Source organism: Paenibacillus sp. W4I10, assembly GCF_030816325.1.
In the GTDB taxonomy this organism is placed as follows: domain Bacteria; phylum Bacillota; class Bacilli; order Paenibacillales; family Paenibacillaceae; genus Paenibacillus; species Paenibacillus amylolyticus_B.
Genome location: NZ_JAUSXX010000001.1, coordinates 5,222,064 through 5,241,387 on the forward strand (window position 1 = coordinate 5,222,064; position 19,324 = coordinate 5,241,387).

Consider the following 19,324-nt stretch of genomic DNA (forward strand, 5'->3'; position numbering starts at 1 on the left):
AAACATTATTGTGTCATTAGGGATAATCACAGCCGTCCGGTATCATGTTAAACTTAAGAAGTCCTGAACCAAGGGCGCATTCGAAGTTTTTTACAAATATATAGGTCGATAGGATGTACGGAGGACTCCGCATAAGTACCTGACATCAGTTCCGGAGAACTTCTCCGCTTTTTGGGGTAATTTTGCGGGCCCTCTTTTTATGCTATAATCGAGAATAAAGCTTTTTCGGGGAGAGTGACTTTCGCCAAATGCCTAAAGAACTGGATGTAGCCAAACGCGCTAAAGTGATTGAATGGCTGAAAACCGAAGTGCTTGATCAGGTATCCCGATTATTCAAGGCGTTATGGGAAGGCAGTACAACTCGAATCGGGGACAGTCTTGCCAGTTTGATTATGAGTAGTTACATATTGGGCCGCAGGCTCGGTATTCCTTTCAAGGATCTGGATGCACTGCTAGTTGAGAAGTTGAAAAAGCATAAACAGGAAGGTCACCAGCTTGAAGACTGGTACCAGGATATTTCCTCGCTAGAAGATCATATGCGTAAGAGGTGAATTTGTTGAAATTTAGCTTTAAATCAGCTGTTTGGAGCGCAGTCTATCTGCTCTTGCTACTTTCGCTGTTAACTCCTTTATCGGTACTTGCCATATTTTTTATGATGATTCCGGGAGTTATTTTGTATGCTTCATTATCTTTAAAATCATTTATATGGCATCTCGTGCCCGTAGCTGTTATTTTGGTCGTATTCCACCCCATCTATCTGTTATTACTGCTCATCTTTACCCTGCCTGCGATCGTTATGGGTCACGCGTATAAAACACGCAAATCAGCCCTGTTCGCGCTGATGGCGGGAAGTGGCATGATGTTGGCAGAATACTTGTTGTTGCTCTTGGTCGGCAGTGTCATTTTCCAATTCGACCTGTCCAGTTATATAGAAGATGTAGTCAAATTGACCATTGAACCGTTAACCAATACATCGAATCAGATGATCAACGGGTTTGCATGGACACCTGAGATGACCGAGGATGTTGCCAAACAAACACAGCTTATGATTCCGTTTGCTCTCGTTGTTACATCGATGGTAATGGCCTTTATTACACACGCCATTGCTCGTCCGATTCTGAACGTGATGGGTGTGGTGGTATCGAAACTTCCACCAGCGAGAGAATGGCGTATGCCGCGTGCGTTGATCTGGTATTATTTCCTCGCATTGTTGATTGAAGTGATCTCCAGACAAAGTGATGGAACATACTGGACCATGATTGCCATGAATCTGTCCCCGTTAATTAATCTGGGCTTCATGATTCAAGCGATCGGTTTCTTCTTCTTTCTCTCACATACAAAGAAATGGAATCCGGTTATACCATATTTTCTGGCGGCTGCGGTCTTCTTCATTGGTCCGCTTCGGATTATCGGAATTATCGATCTGGCGTTCCCGCTTCGTGAGGCAATATCGAAATCAAAACGATAGGGTGATGAGTCATGCCTAAATTTCTGAAGAAACGCTGGCACGGCTACTATACCGTATGGGCGTTCATACTGCTGCTGTTGCTCGTTATGTTCGTTACCATTTATAACTGGACGCTTGGTTTGATTAGTCTGATACTGGCTTCGGCGCTGGGAATCGTCATGATTAAGGCGGAGCTCGCGTTCCGCCGTGAGCTTAACGACTACATTAATGGCCTATCTATTCGGATCAAACGGATGGAGGGGGAAGCGGTCAGCATGCTTCCATTCGGAATTGTGCTGTACAGCGAAGATCGTACGGTAGAGTGGCATAACCGCTTTGTCGCGGAGATGTTCCAGGAGAAGACAATGGTGGGTAATCCGCTACTTAATTTGTTTCCCAAACTTCCTCAGCCTAAAGAGAAGAAGGATGGGACGAAGGAACATTCATCCAAGGAGTTCCATGACGAATTCCAGTTGGATGATCGGCATTATGGAGTTATTCATAACCCGCAGGAGCGGTATGTATATGTATACGAGATTACGGAGCTAGCCATTCTTCGTGATAAATATGAAAATGAACGCCTTGCATTGGGAATTCTCGTTCTGGATAATCTGGACGAGGCTGCCCAGGGCATGGACGACCAGCAGCGTACAGCACTGATTGCCCGTGTGACTAGCGAGATTACGTCATGGGCCAAGCAATATGAGGTGTACCTGCGTCGGCTGTCTTCTGATCGTTATCTGTTGATGCTGAATCATAAGTCTTTGCAGGAACTGGAGCAGAGCCGATTTGTCATTTTGGATGAAGTTCGGGAGATGACTGCTGACCTCAAAGTGCCAATGACACTCAGTGTCGGACTGGCGTTTGGATCAGATAGCATCAGCGAAATGGGAGAACTGGCACAATCCAGTCTGGACATGGCACTTGGACGCGGTGGAGACCAGGCTGCTGTGAAGTCCGGACAACGCCTGTCATTCTATGGCGGCAAGTCCAATGCAGTAGAGAAACGGACACGGGTAAGAGCACGTGTTATTGCGCACGCGCTGCGTGATCTGATGCAGGAGAGCGATCGGGTGCTCATCATGGGGCACAAAATTCCGGATATGGACGCGATCGGTGCATCCATCGGAGTGTGGAAAGCGGCCAGTCTGTACAATGTGGAAGCACGGATTGTTCTGGATGGAGTTAATCCATCGATTGAACGCATGATGGAGCAAGTGAACAAGGACGAGAAGTTGTCCAAAGCATTTGTATCACCGGAACAGGCAACCCAGATGATGACCGAGCACACGTTGTTGGTGGTGGTGGATACGCATAAGGCCTCCATGACCATGGAGCCGAAACTGGTACAGTCTGCTACCCGTGTCGTAGTTGTGGATCACCATCGCCGGGGTGAAGAGTTCATCAATGACGCAGTGTTGATCTATCTGGAACCTTATGCGTCTTCTGCTGCCGAACTGGTAACCGAACTCTTGCAATACATTCATGACAAGGTACAGTTCACTCCGCTCGAAGCTACGGCTCTACTTGCCGGAATTACGATGGATACGAAGCACTTTGCATTGCACACGGGGTCCAGAACGTTCGAAGCGGCAGGCTTCCTGCGTCGTAGCGGTGCGGACACCATTATGGTCCAGCGGTTGATGAAAGAGGATCTGTCAGAATATATTGCTAAGGCAGAAATCATAAAGCATGCTAAAATGGTATATGGAAACATTGCGCTGGCGGTCACGGACCCTGGCAGTAAGATTTCACAGATGATGATTGCCCAGGTGGCGGACACATTGCTGAACATGACTGACGTAGCTGCTTCATTTGTTATTAGCGAGCGCCCGGATGGATTGATTGGCATCAGCGCTAGATCGTTGGGGCGCATGAATGTTCAGGTTGTTATGGAACGACTGGGCGGTGGTGGGCATTTGACGAATGCTGCCGTGCAGCTTGAAGGAACGCTTGGAGAGGCAGAAAAACGGCTGACGAACGTACTGGCTGAAATCGAAAAGGAAGAGGGGCTGTTCGAATGAAAGTCATTTTTATAAAAGATATGAAGGGTCAAGGCAAGAAAGGGCAAGTGAAAGAAGTATCTGAGGGTTACGCACAGAACTTCCTATTGCCACGGGGAATCGCACGTCTGGCAACGGACGGGAACATGAAGACACTGGATAACCAGAAGGCGGCTGAAGAAAGACTCAAACAGGAAGAGAAAGCGGAAGCGGAAGCACTTGCGAAGAAGCTGGAAGCAGAAGTGACTGAACTGAAAGCCAAGTCCGGCGAAGGTGGTCGTCTGTTTGGCGCAATTACCAGCAAACAGATCGCGGAAGCTTTGTCTAAAAAGGGTCTGAAAGTAGACAAACGCAAAATTGAGCTGGACGAGCCTATTCGTACACTCGGCGTAACACAAGTAACTGTCAAGGTTCACCCTGAAGTGAAGGCAACCTTGAAAGTACAGGTAACGGAAGAGTAAGATGGGCGGAGAAATGTTATTTGACCGGATTCCCCCGCAGAACCTGGAAGCCGAACAGGCCGTGCTGGGTGCAATCCTGTTGCAGGGCGAGGCCCTGATTACAGCGATGGAACGGGTGCAAACCGAGGATTTCTATGATAAGCCCCATCAATTAATCTTTGAAGCGATGATCCAGCTTGGCGAGGGAAATCAACCGATTGACCTCGTGACACTGACTTCGCTTCTGAAGGATAAAGGTGAGCTGGAGGACATCGGGGGCGTTAGTTATCTGGCTAAGCTAGCCCATGGTGTACCTACAGCCGCGAACGTAGACTATTACGCTCAGATTATCGAAGAGAAATCGATGCTGCGTCGCCTGATTCGTACGGCAACACAGATCGTGAGCGAAGGATATACAGGCGGCGAAGATGTTGCAGCAATGCTTGGAGAAGCTGAACGTCGCATTCTGGAGATCTCCAACCGTCGCTCCAGTAGTGGTTTTATAGCCATTCAGGACGTACTGATGGAAGTATTCGATCGTGTGGAAACACTTCATCAGAATAAGGGTACAACGACAGGTATTCCGTCCGGATTCATCGATCTGGACAAAATGACCGCTGGATTCCAGCGCAGTGACTTGATCATTGTAGCGGCCCGTCCTTCCGTAGGTAAGACAGCCTTCGCCCTGAATATCGCTCAGAACGTTGCTATTCGGGCACAGGAGACGGTAGCCATCTTCAGTCTGGAGATGTCAGCCGCCCAGCTGGTGCAACGTATGATCTGTGCGGAAGCCAACCTGGATGCCAGCGTGATGCGTATGGGTGATTTCAAGGGTGATGAGGACTGGCAAAAGCTGACGATGGGTATTGCAGCTTTGTCAGAAGCCAACATATTTATAGATGATACGCCAGGGATTACCGTAGCGGATATTCGTGCCAAATGCCGTCGTCTGAAGAAAGAGAAAGGCCTTGGCATGATCCTGATCGACTATCTTCAACTGATTAGTGGACGTGGTAAAGCAGGGGAAAACCGTCAACAAGAGGTATCCGAGATCTCACGTACACTGAAACAGATTGGCCGGGAACTGGAAGTTCCGGTTATTGCCTTGTCCCAGCTGAGCCGGGGTGTAGAGCAACGTCAGGACAAACGTCCGATGATGAGTGACTTGCGGGAATCGGGTTCGATCGAGCAAGATGCCGACATCGTAGCATTCCTGTACCGGGATGACTACTACAACCAGGAGACCGAGAAGAAAAATATTATCGAGATCATTATCGCCAAACAGCGTAATGGTCCGGTAGGTACGGTGGAACTGGTCTTCCTGAAAAACTTTAATAAATTCGTCAATTACGAGAGGGCGCACAATGACGCCTTCGCGATGTAAAGGGCAGGTGCTGACGGCTTCGATCAGGAAGCAAAATCGTCTGTCCCGAAGATCAACCATTAGAGCAACTGAACGCAAACATGTGTTATAAATACCAGATATAGATTCACATTGAAATGGGTATCCTTGAACCGGTGATAGCAGTCAAGCAATCTTGGACTGAAGTCTCCGGTTTTTTTTGTTGAAATAATGGGTAAATCCCGAACATTACGGTTGTACTATATCTAATTGTTCGCCATTTGATTTGACTTTGAAAAAGGGTACTGGTACACTAATACTGCTGCGTTAAAGCAGCGCAAACCTTCCCTTGAATGTAACGGAAGGACATTTTTACTGTCCGTTAGCACGCTTCTCAGTCGGTTTATTGCTTAACATGCCTACCGGGATAGAGGACGGACAGACCAATACAAAGGTGCGCAAGGCACCCACGGAGGAATGTTAACTATGTCAACGGTAGTTGTAGTGGGAACGCAATGGGGAGACGAAGGAAAAGGTAAAATCACGGATTATTTGGCGGAGAGCGCTGATGTGGTGGCTCGTTACCAAGGTGGTAACAATGCGGGTCATACAATTCTGATTGATAACAAAAAATATAAACTGACGATGATTCCATCAGGGATTTTCTACACGGATAAAGCGTGTGTTATTGGTAACGGAATGGTTATCAACCCGAAGGCACTCATCGAAGAAATTAATTATATTCATGACAATGATTTCACAACGAAGAACCTGTCCATCAGTGAGCGTGCACATATCATCCTGCCATATCACATGGTATTGGATGCACTGGAGGAAGAGAGCAAAGGTCCGAACAAAATTGGTACGACTGGCAAAGGAATTGGCCCATGTTACATGGACAAATCAGCTCGTATTGGTATTCGGATGGTTGACCTGATGGATGCTGAAGATTTCGAACTGAAACTGCGTCATCTGGTCAAAGAAAAGAACCGTGTCATCGAGCAAGTCTACGGCGGCCAGCCTGTTGATGTTGAGGAGATTCTGCAAGATTACCTCGGATATGCCGAAATTCTTCGTCCTTACGTACGTGATACATCCGTTGTTCTGAACGAATATATTGATGAGGACAAAAAAGTATTGTTTGAAGGCGCACAAGGCGTTATGTTGGACCTTGATCAAGGAACTTATCCATTTGTTACATCATCCAATCCGTCCGCAGGTGGCGTATGTATCGGTTCTGGCGTAGGCCCGGCTCGTATTCAGCAAGTCATTGGGGTAGCGAAAGCTTACACAACCCGTGTAGGAGATGGCCCATTCCCTACGGAATTGCATGATGCAATCGGTGACCAAATCCGTGAGACTGGACATGAGTACGGTACGGTAACTGGACGTCCACGTCGTGTAGGTTGGTTCGATAGTGTTGTTGTTCGCCACGCGCGTCGTGTCAGTGGAATCACAGGTCTGTCCCTGAACTCTCTGGACGTAATGACAGGTCTGGAAACCGTAAAAATCTGCACGGGATACAAATTCCGCGGCGAGGTCATCACACACTATCCGGCAAGCCTCAAAATGCTGGCAGAATGTGAAGCGGTATACGAAGAGATGCCAGGCTGGAGCGAAGATATCACTGGAGCGAAGAAACTCGAAGACCTGCCAGTGAACACACAGAATTATGTAAAACGTGTTTCCGAGCTGACAGGCATTCCAATTGCCATCTTCTCCGTTGGTCGTAACCGTGAGCAAACAAATCAAGTTCTTCCAATCTACGAGTAATCGAAGAAATAGAGAGATTGTTTCTTGAATTATAAAATAGGATCCTCTGCCGACTTAGGCATGTTAAGCCTCCAGTTGTTGCTTTTATAGCGATGACTGGAGGTTTTTTGTATGTTTTTCGGATATAATCCCGAGATTTCCGTCAATACTGGTTAACAGTAGAGTCACAGACCCGGACATGTGCATGTTAGACGGGTGGGATAATTGGAGGGAGAGAACGGAATGAAGTTGCTTGTGTGGTTTGTCAAAATCGTGCTAACCGTATTGCTGGTCAGTTCACTGACACTGCTCACGACCGGATTAATTGTACAGTCATATGCGAAGTCGCTACTCGCGAGTTTCAATATTCAGTGGGAAGGTCAACCCATGGGGTTAACCGCCATGTTCCAAGGTGCCTTAGGCGGTAAAACCAACGAGGGGAACAAATCAGGAAATGGGACGACAGATCAGCCGACAGGAGCGGACGAAGAGCAGGTTCCTGAAGATGCTGTTTCAGTTATGGGGAATGGGACAGAGAGCAGTCAATCTGGCGTAGATGCGGGCAACAATGCGTCCCAAGGGAGCGGCTCAAACGAGGGCACAGGGGAAGGTTCAGGTACAGATACGACCGTAGGATCAAACTCAGGCACAAGTGCAGGCAATGGGACGGATACGGGCACGAGTAATGACTCAGGAACAGATCAGGGTAGTGGTTCAGCTTCAGGCAATGGAACCGGAGCGGCTAGCGGCGGTGCTTCTTCAGGCAATGATGCCATTGTTGTATCACCGGATGACATTACAGGAGCGAAGGACAAGCTGCCAGCAGAGGAGAAAGAAAAAATCTTCACCCTGCTCATGAACAAGCTGCCACAGAAAGAAATGCAACAGATCTCAGGCGCCATGGAAGGTGGCCTAACGGAACAGGAACTGCGTGAGATTGAACAGGTGATCTCGAAGTACCTGACCAGTGAAGAGTACGACAACCTGATGGAAGTTTTGCAGACAGAATAAGATGATAGGCAGAGAAAGAAGGCGTGCTCATAGATGGGTATCGCCTGATTCATAATGTAATGGACTTGTCGATGGTGATTGAATATAATCTATTTAAATAAATACTGGAAATATCTGTAGGAGGGAAAGGTGTATGAAATATAAAGGTAAAGAACACAACATATAAAAACGTTTAGGCAACATTGCAGAAACCTCCAGTCCAATTCGTGGACCTCCGTTCATAGGTGCTTTCAAGAGAACCGATGGACTTGTGTTTCCGAATACACTAATTGGAGGTTTTATTGAACATGAACTTATATCAATCTAATTCAGAACCATCAGTAAAAAAGTTTGCCGAAGCGACGAATGAGCGATACGAGCAAGGGCTGCAAGAGGCGGACCAGCCGTTTAGTGGCTGGGATTTTAGCTATGTAACAGGGAGTGAGCGACTTCAGAGTGGAATGTTGCCCTGGTCCTATGGAACGATGGCTCGTCGATTGTTGAATCAGACAGATCGAATGCTCGACATGGGAACTGGTGGAGGAGAAATGCTGTCTAGACTTCGCCCCCTTCCTCCATACACATGTGCAACTGAAGGCTATCTCCCCAATATACCGATTGCAGAGGAACGTTTGCAGCTGCTCGGTGTGAAGGTACTTCCGGTGACTGATGATTCGCAACTTCCTTTCACAGACGAGGAATTCGATCTGATTCTTAATCGGCATGAGTCATATGATGAGCAGGAAGTTAGGAGGATTCTATCCGCAGGAGGACTGTTTCTGACTCAACAGGTAGGTTGGTCAGATTGCAGGGAGATCAATGATCGGCTCGGCATTCCTATGCCAGCGGATTACGCTGGATGGGAACTGGATCGTGCTGTTCTTCAGCTGGAGCAGTGTGGATTCCGTATTCTGGAGCAACGTGAAGCAACCCCTGCACAACGTTTCTATGATATAGGGGCACTGGTATATTATCTAAAGAACATCCCGTGGCAAGTACCTGATTTCAAGGTAGAACAGTTCCGTGAGACATTAATGGATATTCATATGGAGATGGAGCAAAATGGATTCTGGGAAGTTCAGCAGAAGCGATTTGTAATTCTTGCAGTCAAAGAATAGTGACATGAAAGTTAATTCTATTGTGGCATGAGATGAAATCCAGTTTAAGATAAACGACAAATAGGTTGTTTACGTAATCCCTTATCAGAGTTGATCTGGTGAGGGATTTTATTTGTATTTTTATGAAAAATAAAGCATATTTCACTGGGTCTTAGAACCTAGTCTTAAATTGCAAACAAAAGTACATAGTACAGCGGATGTTGAGGCATAATGGGTGATGGACCAGCCGTGCCACCTTATGGATAATTCAGGGAAACCAAGCGGGGCGTGGCTTTGAGGTGTGACGTGTAGAGTTGAAATGAGTGTAAAACCTGTGTTAAAGTATACGGGTGTGATAAAAGGTTAAAATTTTGACACTTTTACGAGCGCAGTTAAAGTCCTGATTTTGCGGACACCCAATACAATTATCAACGAGCATGGGACAGACACGATGGGTGATGTCTTGACAGAAATGCGAACTGAGAAGTGCTGAAAAGGAGAGAATCATGAAAGGTTTCAGAGGCATACGCCAACCGGGCAAAGACCGGGTACACGAACAATCCGGGGAACACCGGACGGCCGAAGACAAAAACAACATGAGCATGTCCACCTTCAGTGTGAATAAGAAGCGCGTTCTGGCCTCGCGCAAATGGATCATTACAGCAGCATGTGGTGTATTCATCGCAGCATCGCTCGGGTTCGCAGGCAAACAATATGTTACTGCAAACACCGTACCGTACTATAAAGTAATGGTTAAAGGTAGCGAGATTGGTACCATTGCAGATGAGGCACAATTACAACAACTATTTACAGACAAAACTGAGGAATATCAACATAAATATCCGGATGCAGAGATGGTGCTGAACACGGATGGCATCACAACCGAAACGGTAAGAGCGTACAAACCTGAAGTGAACAGTGACGAAACGCTGGACAAACTGGGTGACATGCTGACAGCCTACGCCAAAGGTGTGGAGCTTAAGGTAGACGGTGAAGTCATTGGTATTGTGAAGGATCAGGCAACAGCGGATGCAATCCTGGAACAAGTGCAGAGCAAATACATATCGGCATCGGCTGTGCGAAGTTCGCTTAAGACGAAGTCGGTATCGGCTAATTCCTCGAAGAAAAACGAGGGGCCAAGTACAACCCTGAAGTCGGTAGGCATCAAGGAAGATGTAGCGACAGATGTGGTGAAGGCTGATCCAAACAAAATATGGGATGTGTCCGAGGCGGTTAAAGCATTAACCGTTGGTAAAGACGCGCCTGTAACTTATGTGGTTCATGAAGGAGATACGATCTCTTCGATTGCTGCCAAGTATGAAATTACACAAAGCGAGATTCGCCAGCATAACCCGGGCATCAAGGAAACGTCGCTTCAAATCGGAGACGAACTGACCTTGACCGTTCCGAAACCAGCGGTAACCGTTAAATCAGTTGAGCAGGTTGTTGAACAGATTGAGATTAAACCGCAAGTGGAAGTACGCAAAAGTGCTGAGTTGAAAGCAGGTATCACAAAAGTTGTGCGCCCAGGACAAAGTGGGTTGAAAAGCATGCAGTACCGTATAACCAAAGAAAATGGTGAAGTGGTTCAGGAAGAGTGGCTTGGTCAGGAAGTGATTAAAGCAGCTGTAACTGAAGTGGTCCTTAGCGGAACAAAAGTTGTTGGTGAGGGCACAGGTGAATTTGCTTGGCCGGTATCCAATGCAACGATGAGCAGCAGCTTTGGCCAACGTTGGGGTCGCCAGCACAAAGGTGTCGATCTGGTAGGTAACCGCGATGTGAAAGCGTCTGATGAGGGTGTAATTACTTTTGCAGGACAGAAAAGTGGTTATGGTAATGTTATCATTATTAACCACCGTAACGGATACGAAACACTGTATGGACATCTGAACAGCATTGGCGGTAAGGTTGGACAAGTGGTTGAAAAAGGCGAGAGTATCGGCGTTATGGGCAATACGGGTCGTTCGACTGGAACACATCTGCATTTTGAGATTATTAAGAATGGAACGGTAGAAAATCCGTTAACGTATCTGAACTAATATAGAGCTTAAGGAGGCAAGGTTGGCAATGATGCTGGCCTTGTTTTTTGCTGCTGTAAAAAATTTTCAGATGAAAGACCCTCCAAGCCCCTGATCGGGATGTGACGGTGCTTCAGGTATGTTAAACTAGAGAGTATAAACAACAAACTAGAGAAACCAATCAAGCAGGCTTGGTACAAGCTAAACATAGAAGAGAGATATAAACGCTAACGCGGATTAAGCAGGATATAGGGGTGAACTTAGCCGATGCAGGGGAAGATTTTGGTGGTGGACGATGAACAGCCCATCGCGGACATTCTGAAGTTTAATTTGGAAAAAGAGGGGTACGAGGTCATCTGTGCATTTGATGGCATTCGTGCGGTTGAACTGGCGTTATCCGAGAAACCGGATCTGATGCTGCTGGACCTGATGCTCCCGGGCAAGGACGGTATGGATGTCTGTCGTGAGGTGCGCGCTCATCTGGAGATGCCGATCATTATGCTTACCGCCAAAGATGGCGAGATCGACAAGGTACTCGGATTGGAATTGGGTGCGGATGATTACGTGACCAAGCCGTTCAGTACGCGTGAGTTGCTTGCACGGGTGAAGGCACAGATGCGCAGACGGCAAAAGCTCGCGATTACGGCCGAAGCGCCGGAAGATGAGGAAAAGCAGGTCATGCGGCTATTTGATCTGGCGTTTGATATGGATATGTACACGGCTTACAAAGGCGGGGAACCGCTCGATCTGACCCACCGTGAGTATGAACTTCTCTATTATATGGCGAAGCATTCCGGCAAGGTTATGACACGAGAACATCTGCTGCAGGCGGTGTGGGGATATGAATATTTCGGCGATGTACGCACCGTGGATGTTACGATTCGTCGTCTGCGTGAGAAGATTGAGGAGAATCCAAGCAAACCGGAAACGATTCTGACACGCCGCGGGCTCGGTTATCTCGTGCGCAGTGCCAAAAGCGTGGGGATATAATGGGCCGATTCGCGCGATTCTCGTTCTTCCGAACGATTCAGGCGAAATTGATCATTATCTATGTACTGCTGATTCTGATTGCGATGCAATTGATCGGGGTTTATTTTGTGAGCGCGATGAAGAACTCACTAACGAGTAACTTTACGGAAGACTTGCAGGCGCGTGCGGAAATGCTATCGGTTCTCGTGGGGGAGACGATGGCGGGTGGAGAAGCAGAAGCTGGCGAGGACAAAACGGAAAATCTGCGTGTGCTGGTGAACAACCTGTTCAACATTAACGGTGCCGAGATTCAGGTGCTGGATGCCAGCGGCAAAGTTCTGACAACCTCACTAAGTTCACATTCGGATTATGTGGGGCGCAAAAATACCCAGACCGTTGTCAGCCGTGCGCTGCAAGGCATTCGGGACAATGAGGAATATATCGTGGACGAGGATAATGTTCGCAAAAAAGTCGTCGCCAAGCCGGTGCTGTCCGGCGGCAAGATCATTGGCGCGGTCTACATCGCGGCATCCATGAACGAGCTGTATTCCACGATGGAGGGAATCAACAAAATCTTTATCTCCGGCATTCTGATTGCCTTGGTGTTAACGGCGGTACTTGGCGTGATCTTGTCCCATACGATAACGCAGCCGATTAAGGAAGTGACTCGGAGAGCGACAGCGGTCGCAGAAGGTAACTTTGATCAGCAGACACCTGTATTTGGCACGGATGAGATTGGTCAGCTCAGTCGGGCTTTTAACTATATGACCAGCCGGCTTCGGGATGCACTTTCACTGAATGAAGAGGAGAAGGAGAAGTTGACTTCCATTCTGACGAATATGAGTGATGGTGTGGTGGCTACGGATGAGTATGGTAAAGTCATTCTCGTAAACCGTCGTGCCAGCAGCATTCTGGGTATGCATCCTGCGGATATTGAAGGAAGACACTTCGCCATATTACTCGGCATTGATCCGGAGGATGCGGAAGCCCTCGCGAGTGGTTTCACAGGTTCAACGTTGCTGCAGATTGCACCCGCTGGACAAGAAGAGCCCGTGGTCATTCGGATGACGTTCACACCAGTTCATCGGCGTGAACGGGGGATCACGGGAACGATTGCCGTACTTCAGGATGTTACCGAGCAGGAAGAGCTTGAGGCATCCCGGCGTGAATTCGTGGCCAATGTATCCCATGAACTGCGTACACCACTGACTACGATCAAGAGTTACGCGGAAGCACTGGATGACGGTGCGCTGGAAGATCCGCAGCTTGCCGGTCGTTTCGTTGGTGTTATACAGAACGAGACGGAGCGAATGATACGACTGGTTACGGATCTGCTGCATTTATCGCGGCTTGATTCCAAAGAGGCTTTGCTGCGGAAACAACCAACTGACATTCTGGAAATGTTGGAGGAAGTGACGGATCGCTTCTCATTCCAGATGCATCAGAAGGATATTCAGCCTGTATTATCTGTGGAGAATGATATTCCGGCTGTTCCGCTGGATCGCGACCAGATTGATCAGGTGCTGGATAATGTCGTGTCCAATGCGCTGAAATATACATTGGAAGGCGGCACTATTACGATTGCGGCTAGACGCAGTGATGAACACACACTTGCCATCTCAGTATCGGATACCGGAATGGGTATCCCACAGCGCGATTTGGATCGCATTTTTGAGCGGTTTTATCGGGTGGACAAGGCTCGTTCCCGCAGTATGGGAGGTACAGGGCTAGGACTGTCCATTGCCCGGGAAATTGTGAAGGCACATGATGGCAGTATCTCTCTGGAGTCTGAGGTAGACGTGGGAACGACAGTAACATTCACACTGCCGATGCGTGAGAAAGGGGGTGAGCACCGTGAAGGAACGGATTAAATCCTTGGTGCTTGCTGCCCTTGTTGTAGCCAGTCTGGTTCAGAGTTATTTTCTGATCTACCGTTTGCCCGGAGGCGGGGATTCCATTGTGACGTCAGAGACGAACTATGTGAAGACGGAGAATATGGGTCAGGAACGCAATATTGAAGAATTGATTTTCCCCGATCAGATGATTATTCATTTGGGCGAGGATAAACATACGGTGTTTTACCCTGGCAATACGTTCTATCAGTTGATCTATTCAAGGTTACAGGGGCGTGCGTTCGATGATTTTCAGCGCCGCAGTGTGCAATCGGTGAACTGGGATCAGATTCGCAAGGAGAACCCTGGGTTTGAACTATCGTTCAAAGAAGGTATTCCAGTAGCATTGTTACAGCGAGTGATGAGGCTCGGGACGGATTCCTTATTCCAGGGGGAGACGATTAACCGAATCTCCATCTATACGTCCAAAAATGAAACGAAGGCCCATGCGCTGTTCTTCAGCGCCAAGGGAGACGTGGTATACGAAGCAACGCAGGCGGACCTGACAGTACAAGATGTGCAGCAGCATGTTGACTTCGGTACGAACTGGACGCCATACACGTTGATGGAAGGCGGGTATTATATCCCGGCGGAAGCGTTGGAGACGATTGAGGCGGATGTGCCAACAGGCCAGTTCACGGTTGAGCAGATGCAGCGCAGTCTGTTCTTCGATCCAAGTATGACCCGGAATATCCGGGAAAAAGATGGATCAGAGATCTATACGGACAGTAAACGAAGTCTGCAGGTAAAACAGGAACAGCGCTGGATCAGTTATACTGATCCGGCAGCACCGCCAGCAGGACAGATTGATCCTGCGAAGGATGCGTTGTCTGCGGTTGATTTTGTGAATCAGCACGGGGGTTGGAAAGGCCGTTCGCGGATGATGCTGGGGACCGCCGACAGCAAGACACGGCTTGAATTCCAGCAGTATTACGGCAGCTATCCGATCATGGATTCCATGCAGTTCCGCTTCGGCACGATTAGCATGGAAATGCAGCAGGAGACGGTATCCAGTTATGAACGTTCACTGGAATACCTGAACGAAGGTGCAGAGACGAAGAAATCGGTCAAGTTGCCTGGCGGAGACAAGCTGAAGGCTCTTATTAAAAAGGTAGCAGGTGAGAATCGTCAGGTTGTGGACGTATACCCGGCTTATCGTCCTTCTTCGATTGAGGACGGATTAAAGCTGATCCCGGTATGGGTTATTCGCTTCGGAAATGGTGAGGAGACTACCGTATCTTGATAGGTTATAGTCTTTGAACCAAAGAGTAGCTGTACTTTATCACTACGCGTGCAGAATAACCTTTCGATCGCTGTTACCCCAGATTTCTTGAACTCCCTTTTAACACGGGAGAAATCTGGTGGTAAAGGCGAACGCTCTGCTTCTTCAGGTTATTTCTGTCCTCTCCGTTATCGTATAGCTTTAAGTTCAAAGGCTAGTAAACGGCTAGTTCCGGTGGAAGGGTAGGCAATTTGAGAAAGTATTTCAGCCAGTTAACTGAAGGAGGTGGATGTTTTGGATTGGGGACGGGCAAAAAATGTGTTGATCTATGCCTTTCTGCTGCTTAATCTGGTGCTGGGATACCAGATCTGGATGGATGCACGAGAGACGGCCGGAGCCAATCTGGACTTCACCTCACTGGCAGATAATACACAACAGGCGATGGAAGAGAAGGGCATTCAGGTGCTGGCTCCGATTCCAAATGAAACGCCGAAGCTGCCAAAGTTGTCCTATGAGTTCATTGAAGAGGACAAGGCCGGCGTTGATATGGAACTGGAACAGCCTGTAGATAGCAAGCTGATCTTCTCGCAGAGTGAGCTGGAAGATGCATTAGAGCGTGAGATTCCACAGATTGGGACATACCGGCTGGATCAGCTGATGGCCGAGGATGGGGCTTTTGTGCTTCACCCACTGGTGGATGGCAAATGGCCGCTCTTCAATGTGAGTCTGGAGCTATTCTACAGCGACCAGAAAATAAAGGGTTATCGTCAGACTCCGGTGCGGATTACAACCGCAGAGGAGAGCGATCAGCAGGTGCTTCCGGCGTCGAAGGCGCTGGGAACGCTGATCGAGAACTTTTTGCCAAATGATGCAATTGTCAAAGATATTCAGCTGGGCTATTACGGCCAGTTGTTCAATTCAGATATACAGGTAGCGATGCCGGCATGGCGGTTCGTGCTGGAAAGTGGCGAAGTGTTGTACGTGCAGGGCATCAGTGGGGATGTATTCAGTCCCAAGACAGACAAACCAGGGGAGTAATGCGTTATGGGGATATATTTTACCGTGTTATCCAGCGGTTCGACAGGTAATGCCACAGTCATACAGCATGGGGGTACCTCTCTCATGATTGACGCGGGTCTTAGTGCGAAGCGATTGGATGCACTGTTTCAGGAAAGGGAGATTTCTGGGGCAGAATTGGACGGGATTCTGGTTACACATGAACATTCCGATCACATTAAAGGACTAGGCGCGATGTCTCGGAAATATAATTTACCAATCTACGCGAATCTGAATACGTGGGCGGCACTGGAGAAGTCGGTTGGGGCGATTCCAGAGGAAAACCGGAGGGTATTTGAGACGGGTGAAAAGCATGATTTTGGGTCACTGCGCGTGGAATCCTTCGGGATATCGCATGATGCAGCTGAGCCGGTAGGTTATACGTTCGATGATGGTACGGAGAAGCTGTCTGTTGCAACAGATCTTGGGTACATGAGCGACAAGGTTCGCGATGCCATCTCTGATTCTGACGTGCTGGTGCTGGAGGCGAATCATGATGTCGAATTGCTGCGTATGGGGCGTTATCCGTGGAACACCAAGCGCCGGATTTTGAGCGACATTGGGCATTTGTCGAACGAAGCGGCAGGGGCAGCGCTTAGTGAACTGATGAACGGACGCATCAAGCGCACGTATCTGGCACATCTTAGCCGAGATCATAATATGATGGACTTGGCGAAAATGTCGGTGCGCGACGCGATGGAGAGCCGTGGATGCTTTTATCGGGACCATGAGTTCAAACTCTGTGATACGTATTACGACCGTCCTACGCCATGGGATAGGGTGGGTGAGCCATAAAGCTGTCCAGTTCGGCGGCTTTGCGCTCGACTTCCTCGCGGGTTAGAATGCCTTTATCAATAAGCAGTTCAATGATGGTACTGAGTGCAAGCGTGTTGCGATAGTGTTCTTCCTTGAGATCGGCCAGCTTGGCCGCCATATGAACTTCATCCATGGCTGTGAGTGTACGTGTGCGATCCATATATATCCTCCTCTATGAAGCTTCGAATTGTCTTTTACTATTATTGTAGTCAGGCTTGATGGAAAACATTCCTCTTTTTGCCGCTAACATTTGTGTGATGAGACGTGTATGCTGAACCTGTGAATATGCAGGGGTAAAAAAGTTCTTCAAATTTGCCAAAATGGCGCTTAGCGGACCGGATTTTGTGGTGATAGATACTATGGACCTTTATTGTTAAGCGCGTTATAGCGGAAATTTGCTTTAATTTTCGTAAATATGCAACTTTTTGTGATTTGACGTGTTTAGTATATGAGGAGCATTGTGATTTTGGCTGTTTTGCGTGTGAAATGGCATGTCATAGAATGCGAGAGCATGATAGATAGAGTCACTGACAGAATGGCGTGTCCGTTCTGTTGTACATAGACGCTGTATCCTGATTTGATGCCGGGATGCGGCGATATGCAAGACCATTTTATAAAATTGCAAAAAAGCATGGGAAAGCGAGAGGTTATTTACGGTACGCACGTAACGAAAGACACAGAACGAGGCTGGAGAAGCGTAGCGTTCGCCGGAAAGCTTTCTGAAGGAAAGCTACTTCGGGAGCATACGCGATGAACAAATTTCACCCTGAAAGTGGGATGAAAATTTGTGAGTAACAGCGATCGAAAGCTCGGCTGTGGCTGGAGTGGGGTAACGTAAGAAAACCATCGTTGATCCATGCGACAACTTAGGCGGCAGTCAGGGTCTTGATGCGTGACAACGAAGGGGAGAGGATCACGATGGGATTGTTTGGAGACGATTTTTATTCAACCAAAGTATCAAGACGCGCCGAACCTGAACAGAAAGGCAAACTTCAGATCATCCGCCCTGGAGGCAGAGCACGTGGACGTGACCGCTGGAGCAATCCGCGCAGATCGCGAACGGGAATCAGTTCCACAGTGAAGGTAGCTGTGATTAGCTCGGTGATCAGCTCCATCGTGACCGTCATGCTGTTTAGCTTCATCACACAGCCCACATCGTTACCGCTGGCGAATGCTACAGGCAACGGTGGTGGAGGCAGTGCACAGGCAACACAGGCAGCTGATCCATACGACCGGATTATCCAGGCAGCAGCCCATGTTCGTCCTTCCGTGGTGAGCATTGTGAACCATAAAACGGGTAGCAGTCTATCGATGGAAGATTCGGCGCTGGGCTCAGGGGTCATTTTCAAGAAGGAAGATGGCAAAGCTTATATTATGACCAACCACCACGTCGTGGAGGGTGCGAGTGATCTGGAGATTGTGACCGTAGATGGGGAGACACATAAAGCGAAGCTGGTCGGTAAAGACCGTGTAAGTGACATTGCTGTACTATCCGCAGAAGATAAAGGGCTGGGTGCAGTCGCGGAGATCGGTGATTCCAGCAAACTTCAACGCGGTCAAACGGTGCTGGCGATCGGGAACCCGCTCGGTCTGGGCGGTACGCTGACATCCGGAATTGTCAGTTACACGGATCGTATTCTGCCTGTATCGATTAATCAGGACGGCGTGTACGACTGGGAGCAAAACGTGATCCAGACGGATGCGGCGATTAATGAAGGCAATAGCGGCGGTGCTTTGGTCGATTTGAACGGCAAAGTGGTTGGCATTAACACGATGAAGATCTCGGATACGGGTGTTGAAGGACTCGGCTTCGCGATTCCGATGAACGAAGTGATGAAGACGGTAGATTCCCTGCTACTGAACGGCAAAGTATCTCGTCCATACCTGGGCGTGTACACGGTTGATCTGAGCAACCCTTATGCACCACTGGATGACGAGCAGCGTAAGGATCTGAAGCTGCCATCTCATGTGGACAGCGGTGTGGTTGTGCTGGAAGCATCCGGTCCGGCATCTGATGCGGGTATGAAGCTGAATGATGTCATTACGGAATTTGACGGGCAAAAAATTACCTCCACGCTGGATCTGCGGAAATATCTGTACGATGAGAAGAAGATTGGAGATACGATTGAAGTGACCTTCTACCGGGACGGTAAAGCTGAGAAAGTATCGGTGAAGCTGACGGATAAACCGGAGTAAGGAAAATCCCGAACGGAGCCTATGCTATTGCGTGGATTGGAATAGGGAATGCTAGAAGAGTGATCAGATCAACTGACCACTCTT

The 19,324-nt window shown here is 48.3% G+C and carries 16 protein-coding genes; 15 read left to right on the forward strand and 1 reads right to left on the reverse strand.

The window, feature by feature from the left end; translation table 11 throughout:
• Nucleotides 1-248: 248 nt before the first annotated feature.
• The 14 genes from QF049_RS23590 (at nt 249) to QF049_RS23655 (ending at nt 17,023) form a co-directional block, all read left to right on the forward strand.
• Entirely contained in the window at nt 249-551 is a 303-nt protein-coding gene (locus tag QF049_RS23590; protein WP_036611930.1) for a MazG-like family protein, read from the forward strand.
• Nucleotides 548-1,468, forward strand: a complete 921-nt coding sequence (locus QF049_RS23595) for a DUF2232 domain-containing protein (RefSeq protein ID WP_243391271.1) — start codon at nt 548-550, stop codon at nt 1,466-1,468. The genes QF049_RS23590 and QF049_RS23595 overlap by 4 nt, the downstream gene beginning before the upstream one ends.
• Nucleotides 1,469-1,479: 11 nt before the next feature.
• Nucleotides 1,480-3,471 carry a DHH family phosphoesterase gene (locus QF049_RS23600; RefSeq protein WP_307540966.1) on the forward strand — a complete coding sequence of 664 codons (1,992 nt, stop codon included), beginning with the start codon at nt 1,480-1,482 and terminating at the stop codon, nt 3,469-3,471.
• Nucleotides 3,468-3,911, forward strand: coding sequence for a 50S ribosomal protein L9 (gene rplI / locus QF049_RS23605; protein WP_036611925.1), 444 nt, complete (start codon nt 3,468-3,470; stop codon nt 3,909-3,911). The genes QF049_RS23600 and rplI overlap by 4 nt, the downstream gene beginning before the upstream one ends.
• Nucleotide 3,912: 1 nt before the next feature.
• The gene (gene dnaB / locus QF049_RS23610) at nt 3,913-5,274 is read left to right on the forward strand and encodes a replicative DNA helicase (protein WP_036611922.1); all 1,362 of its coding nucleotides are present in this window, start codon (nt 3,913-3,915) and stop codon (nt 5,272-5,274) included.
• Between the two features lie 444 nt (nt 5,275-5,718).
• A complete protein-coding gene (locus QF049_RS23615; RefSeq protein ID WP_091012210.1) occupies nt 5,719-7,005 on the forward strand; it encodes an adenylosuccinate synthase in 1,287 nt (428 codons plus the stop codon).
• A 222-nt stretch (nt 7,006-7,227) separates the two neighbouring features.
• Nucleotides 7,228-7,995: a hypothetical protein gene (locus tag QF049_RS23620; RefSeq protein WP_307540968.1), complete on the forward strand. Its 768-nt coding sequence runs from the start codon at nt 7,228-7,230 to the stop codon at nt 7,993-7,995.
• 287 nt (nt 7,996-8,282) lie between these two features.
• A complete protein-coding gene (locus QF049_RS23625) occupies nt 8,283-9,092 on the forward strand; it encodes a class I SAM-dependent methyltransferase (RefSeq protein WP_307540970.1) in 810 nt (269 codons plus the stop codon).
• A 485-nt stretch (nt 9,093-9,577) separates the two neighbouring features.
• Entirely contained in the window at nt 9,578-11,110 is a 1,533-nt protein-coding gene (locus QF049_RS23630; protein ID WP_307540971.1) for a peptidoglycan DD-metalloendopeptidase family protein, read from the forward strand.
• A gap of 246 nt (nt 11,111-11,356) precedes the next feature.
• Entirely contained in the window at nt 11,357-12,079 is a 723-nt protein-coding gene (gene yycF / locus QF049_RS23635) for a response regulator YycF (protein ID WP_074092884.1), read from the forward strand.
• Complete coding sequence (walK, locus tag QF049_RS23640) at nt 12,079-13,929, forward strand: cell wall metabolism sensor histidine kinase WalK (RefSeq protein WP_076216658.1); 1,851 nt, start codon at nt 12,079-12,081, stop codon at nt 13,927-13,929. The genes yycF and walK overlap by 1 nt, the downstream gene beginning before the upstream one ends.
• Nucleotides 13,913-15,193, forward strand: coding sequence for a YycH family regulatory protein (locus QF049_RS23645; protein ID WP_307540973.1), 1,281 nt, complete (start codon nt 13,913-13,915; stop codon nt 15,191-15,193). The genes walK and QF049_RS23645 overlap by 17 nt, the downstream gene beginning before the upstream one ends.
• Before the next feature lie 273 nt (nt 15,194-15,466).
• Complete coding sequence (yycI, locus tag QF049_RS23650; RefSeq protein WP_307540976.1) at nt 15,467-16,210, forward strand: two-component system regulatory protein YycI; 744 nt, start codon at nt 15,467-15,469, stop codon at nt 16,208-16,210.
• Nucleotides 16,211-16,216: 6 nt separating this feature from the next.
• The gene (locus QF049_RS23655) at nt 16,217-17,023 is read left to right on the forward strand and encodes an MBL fold metallo-hydrolase (protein ID WP_036671861.1); all 807 of its coding nucleotides are present in this window, start codon (nt 16,217-16,219) and stop codon (nt 17,021-17,023) included.
• Here the strand turns inward: QF049_RS23655 and QF049_RS23660 are convergent.
• On the reverse strand, nt 16,992-17,204 hold the full coding sequence (locus QF049_RS23660) for a hypothetical protein (protein ID WP_036611899.1): 213 nt from the start codon (nt 17,202-17,204) through the stop codon (nt 16,992-16,994). The genes QF049_RS23655 and QF049_RS23660 overlap by 32 nt on opposite strands.
• A gap of 758 nt (nt 17,205-17,962) precedes the next feature.
• Between QF049_RS23660 and QF049_RS23665 the strand changes: the two genes are divergently transcribed.
• Nucleotides 17,963-19,240: a S1C family serine protease gene (locus QF049_RS23665; protein ID WP_091012220.1), complete on the forward strand. Its 1,278-nt coding sequence runs from the start codon at nt 17,963-17,965 to the stop codon at nt 19,238-19,240.
• Nucleotides 19,241-19,324 lie beyond the last annotated feature (84 nt).

Excerpts from the sequence above, each read along its gene's own strand:
- QF049_RS23590 (WP_036611930.1), top strand. The coding sequence starts at position 249 with ATGCCTAAAGAACTGGATGTAGCCAAACGCGCTAAAGTGATTGAATGG.
- QF049_RS23600 (WP_307540966.1), top strand. The coding sequence starts at position 1,480 with ATGCCTAAATTTCTGAAGAAACGCTGGCACGGCTACTATACCGTATGG.
- rplI (WP_036611925.1), top strand. The coding sequence starts at position 3,468 with ATGAAAGTCATTTTTATAAAAGATATGAAGGGTCAAGGCAAGAAAGGG.
- dnaB (WP_036611922.1), top strand. The coding sequence starts at position 3,913 with ATGGGCGGAGAAATGTTATTTGACCGGATTCCCCCGCAGAACCTGGAA.
- QF049_RS23615 (WP_091012210.1), top strand. The coding sequence starts at position 5,719 with ATGTCAACGGTAGTTGTAGTGGGAACGCAATGGGGAGACGAAGGAAAA.
- QF049_RS23620 (WP_307540968.1), top strand. The coding sequence starts at position 7,228 with ATGAAGTTGCTTGTGTGGTTTGTCAAAATCGTGCTAACCGTATTGCTG.
- QF049_RS23625 (WP_307540970.1), top strand. The coding sequence starts at position 8,283 with ATGAACTTATATCAATCTAATTCAGAACCATCAGTAAAAAAGTTTGCC.
- QF049_RS23630 (WP_307540971.1), top strand. The coding sequence starts at position 9,578 with ATGAAAGGTTTCAGAGGCATACGCCAACCGGGCAAAGACCGGGTACAC.
- yycF (WP_074092884.1), top strand. The coding sequence starts at position 11,357 with ATGCAGGGGAAGATTTTGGTGGTGGACGATGAACAGCCCATCGCGGAC.
- walK (WP_076216658.1), top strand. The coding sequence starts at position 12,079 with ATGGGCCGATTCGCGCGATTCTCGTTCTTCCGAACGATTCAGGCGAAA.
- QF049_RS23655 (WP_036671861.1), top strand. The coding sequence starts at position 16,217 with ATGGGGATATATTTTACCGTGTTATCCAGCGGTTCGACAGGTAATGCC.
- QF049_RS23660 (WP_036611899.1), bottom strand. The coding sequence starts at position 17,204 with ATGGATCGCACACGTACACTCACAGCCATGGATGAAGTTCATATGGCG.
- QF049_RS23665 (WP_091012220.1), top strand. The coding sequence starts at position 17,963 with ATGGGATTGTTTGGAGACGATTTTTATTCAACCAAAGTATCAAGACGC.